Source organism: Aeromonas sp. s13 (assembly GCF_040907905.1).
Taxonomy (GTDB): domain Bacteria; phylum Pseudomonadota; class Gammaproteobacteria; order Enterobacterales; family Aeromonadaceae; genus Aeromonas; species Aeromonas veronii.
Genome location: NZ_JBFOCS010000001.1, coordinates 1 through 3,508 on the forward strand (window position 1 = coordinate 1; position 3,508 = coordinate 3,508).

At 59.7% G+C, this 3,508-nt stretch carries 2 protein-coding genes; one reads left to right on the top strand and one right to left on the bottom strand.

Translation table 11 applies throughout. From position 1 onward, the window contains the following. Window positions 1-163: 163 nt before the first annotated feature. Window positions 164-1,375 carry a beta-ketoacyl-ACP synthase I gene (gene fabB / locus AB5Y82_RS00005; RefSeq protein ID WP_107683071.1) on the bottom strand — a complete coding sequence of 404 codons (1,212 nt, stop codon included), beginning with the start codon at window positions 1,373-1,375 and terminating at the stop codon, window positions 164-166. A gap of 90 nt (window positions 1,376-1,465) precedes the next feature. Between fabB and mnmC the strand changes: the two genes are divergently transcribed. Beyond that, complete coding sequence (mnmC, locus tag AB5Y82_RS00010; protein WP_174218979.1) at window positions 1,466-3,481, top strand: bifunctional tRNA (5-methylaminomethyl-2-thiouridine)(34)-methyltransferase MnmD/FAD-dependent 5-carboxymethylaminomethyl-2-thiouridine(34) oxidoreductase MnmC; 2,016 nt, start codon at window positions 1,466-1,468, stop codon at window positions 3,479-3,481. Window positions 3,482-3,508 lie beyond the last annotated feature (27 nt).

The following is a 3,508-nucleotide window of genomic DNA, read 5'->3' on the forward strand; positions in this document are numbered from 1 at the left end:
TCTGCTCTGCTCTGCTCTGCTCTGCTCTGCTCTGCTCTGCTCTGCTCTGCTCTGCTCTGCTCTGCTCTGCTCTGCTCTGCTCTGCTCTGCTCTGCAATGAGTGATGGCAGATCCCGAAGACAAAAAAAGCGCCCTGAGGCGCTTTTTTCACATCAATTGGATATCAGCCTTTGAACTTGCTGAACACCAGGGAGGCGTTGGTACCGCCAAAGCCGAAGCTGTTGGACATGACGGTATTGAGTTCGGCCACTTCATACTCGCGCACGATGGGCAGACCTTCAGCCTTCTCGTCCAGGGTCTCGATGTTGATGCTGGGGGCGATAAAGCCGTGTTCCATCATCAGCAGGGAGTAGACAGCCTCGTGCACGCCCGCAGCGCCCAGCGCATGGCCGGTCATCGCCTTGGTGGCAGAGATCTTGGGACCGTTGGCGCCAAACAGAGTCTGGATAGCTTCCAGCTCTTTGGTATCACCCACCGGAGTGGAGGTGCCGTGGGTGTTGATGTAATCAACCTTGCCCACACCCTGCATCGCCATCTTCATGCAACGCACCGCGCCTTCACCGCTCGGGGCGACCATGTCGTAGCCATCGGAGGTAGCACCGTAACCGGTCAGCTCGGCATAGATGTGAGCGCCACGCGCCAGCGCATGTTCCAGCTCTTCGATCACCAGAATGCCGCCGCCACCGGAGATAACGAAACCATCGCGGTTCGCATCATAAGTACGGGACGCTTTTTCCGGCGTGTCGTTGTACTTGGTGGAGAGGGCACCCATGGCGTCAAACTGGATGGTAGAGGACCAGTCCAGCTCTTCACCGCCGCCAGCGAAGACCACATCCTGTTTGCCAAGCTGGATCAGTTCAAGCGCGTGACCGATGCAGTGAGCAGAGGTGGCGCAAGCTGAGCTGATGGAGTAGTTGACACCCTTGATCTGGAACGGGGTCGCGAGGCAAGCAGAGGTGGTGGAAGACATGGTGCGCGGCACCATGTAAGGGCCCACACGCTTGACCCCTTTCTCACGGGCGATGTCCACAGATTCCGAGGTGTTCTTGCCGGAGGCACCACCTGAACCGACCACAAGGCCGGTACGCTCGTTGGAGACCTGATCTTCCGCCAGACCGGCATCTTCAATGGCCTGCTGCATGGAGAGGTAGGCGTAGGCCGCAGCGTCGCCCATGAAACGCATGACTTTACGGTCGATCAGTTCAGACGGATCGAGTTTGATGTTACCCCAGACACGGCTGCGCAGGTTGTGCTGCTCGAACTGCTCGGAATAGGTGATGCCGGATTTACCTGCTTTCAGGGAGGCCAGCACTTCTTCCTTGTTGTTGCCGATACTGGAGATGACGCCGATACCGGTGATCACTGCTCTTCTCATTAATTCATCTCGTCTGGAAAAACTGGCGCCAAGTCTACCCGCTTTCGGCTGCCAAACTGGTCTGCTTTCACGTAGAATGCCCGCGATTTTGTGACGCGAGCCGAGGAAAACGTGAGTCAAACATCCTTACATCATGCCCGATTGGACTGGAATGAAGCGGGAACTCCTGTCTCCAGTGACTTCGGGGATGTGTACTTTTCCAATGATAACGGTCTAGGTGAAACCCGCTACGTCTTTTTGCAGCAAAACCGGCTACCTGCGCGATTTTCGCACCACGATAGTGACAGTTTCGTAATAGGTGAAACAGGTTTCGGCACAGGTCTTAACTTTCTGGCGACAATGCAAGCCTTCCTGGAACAGGCGCCCCAATCCGGCAACGGCTCCCGTCTGCACTTCATCAGTTTCGAGAAATACCCCCTGACCCAAGACGATCTGCGCAAGGCGCTGGCCGCCTGGCCTGAACTTGGCTTGAGTCAGGATCTTGTCGCCCAATGGCCGCTGCCGGTCTCCGGTTGCCACCGCCTGCATTTTGCGGGTGGCCGCATTCGCCTCGATCTCTGGTTTGGCGACATCAAGGATATGCTGCCGCAGGTGCCTCACCAAGCAGAAGGTCTGGTGGATGCCTGGTATCTGGATGGTTTCTCCCCGGCCAAAAACCCGGAGATGTGGACACAGGAGCTGTTTGATGCTCTCGCTCGCCTCGCCCGTCCCGATTGCTCCATCGCCACCTTTACCTGTGCCGGTTTTGTCCGTCGCGGCCTGATTGCCGCCGGTTTTGCCATGAAGAAAGTGAAGGGTCACGGTAGCAAGCGGGAGATGCTGGTGGGGGATCGCACCGACAAGCAGCCGCAGCAGACCATCGCCCCCTGGTATGCCCGTCCTGCCGGACGCGCTGGCGAGGTGGTGATCATCGGCGGCGGCATCGCCTCGGCCATGACGGCGCTCTCTCTGGTGGAGCGGAGTCGCAAGGTGACGTTGCTGTGTGCAGATGGCGAACCGGCCACCGGCGCCTCGGGCAACCGCCAGGGTGCCCTCTATCCCCTGCTTAACGGCGAGCACGATGCGCTGTCACGCTTCTATTCGCTCGCTTTTGGCTATGCCCGCCAACGGCTGCTGGCGTTGGCCGAACGCCATCCTATCGCTTTCGAATTATGTGGAGTGACCCAGCTCGGCTATGACGACAAATCGGCAGCCAAGCTGGCGAAAATGAGCCAGGGCCCCTTCCCACCCGAGCTGATGCATCCCCTCTCTACAGCAGAGGTAGAGCAGGTGGTTGGCCTGCCCTGCGGCCACAGCGGCGTCAGTTACCCGCTGGGGGGCTGGCTCTGTCCGGCCGATCTCACCCGCGCCGCTATCAAAGAAGCACAAGCCAGCGGCCTGCTGGAGGTCGTGTTCAACACCGAGGTGGTCGCTATTACTGAACTGGCCGATGGCTGGCAAGTAGAGAGCCAAGATGGCCGCCACTGGCAGGCCCCCAATCTGGTGGTCGCTGCCGGTCACCAGTTGCCAGCATTGCTCCCCTTTGCCGAGCTGCCGCTCTATCCGGTGCGCGGTCAGGTGAGCCATGTGCCGACCACGGCCAGCTTGAGTCAGCTCAACACAGTGCTCTGCTACGATGGCTACCTCACGCCGATGCACAACGATCAACACTGCATCGGTGCCAGTTATGGCCGCAACCAGAGCAGCCTTGAGTTTCGTGCCGAGGAGCAAATCCAGAATCAGATGCGGTTGCAAGCCTGCCTGCCGGAGCAAACCTGGCCCGCCGAGGTGGATGTGAGCGGCAACGAGGCGCGCGTAGGGGTGCGTTGTGCCAGCCGGGATCACCTGCCGGTGGTGGGGCCAGTGGCCAGATTGCAAGGTCTGGCTGATCACTATGCGCAGCTGCAGCATGATCAACACAACGCCCAGCCGCTCCCCCTTCACCCCGGCCTCTATGTGCTGGGGGCACTCGGCTCGCGGGGCCTCTGCTCAGCGCCGCTCTGTGGCGATCTGCTCGCCAGCGAGATCTGCGGCGATCCCCTGCCGCTGGCCGCCGATCTGCTGGAAGCGCTCCACCCTGCCCGTTACTGGGTACGCAAGCTGCTCAAAGGCAAAGCGCTGGTCTGAACCGGACTCTGCAAACAAACAGAATGG

Excerpts from the sequence above, each read along its gene's own strand:
- fabB (WP_107683071.1), bottom strand. The coding sequence starts at position 1,375 with ATGAGAAGAGCAGTGATCACCGGTATCGGCGTCATCTCCAGTATCGGC.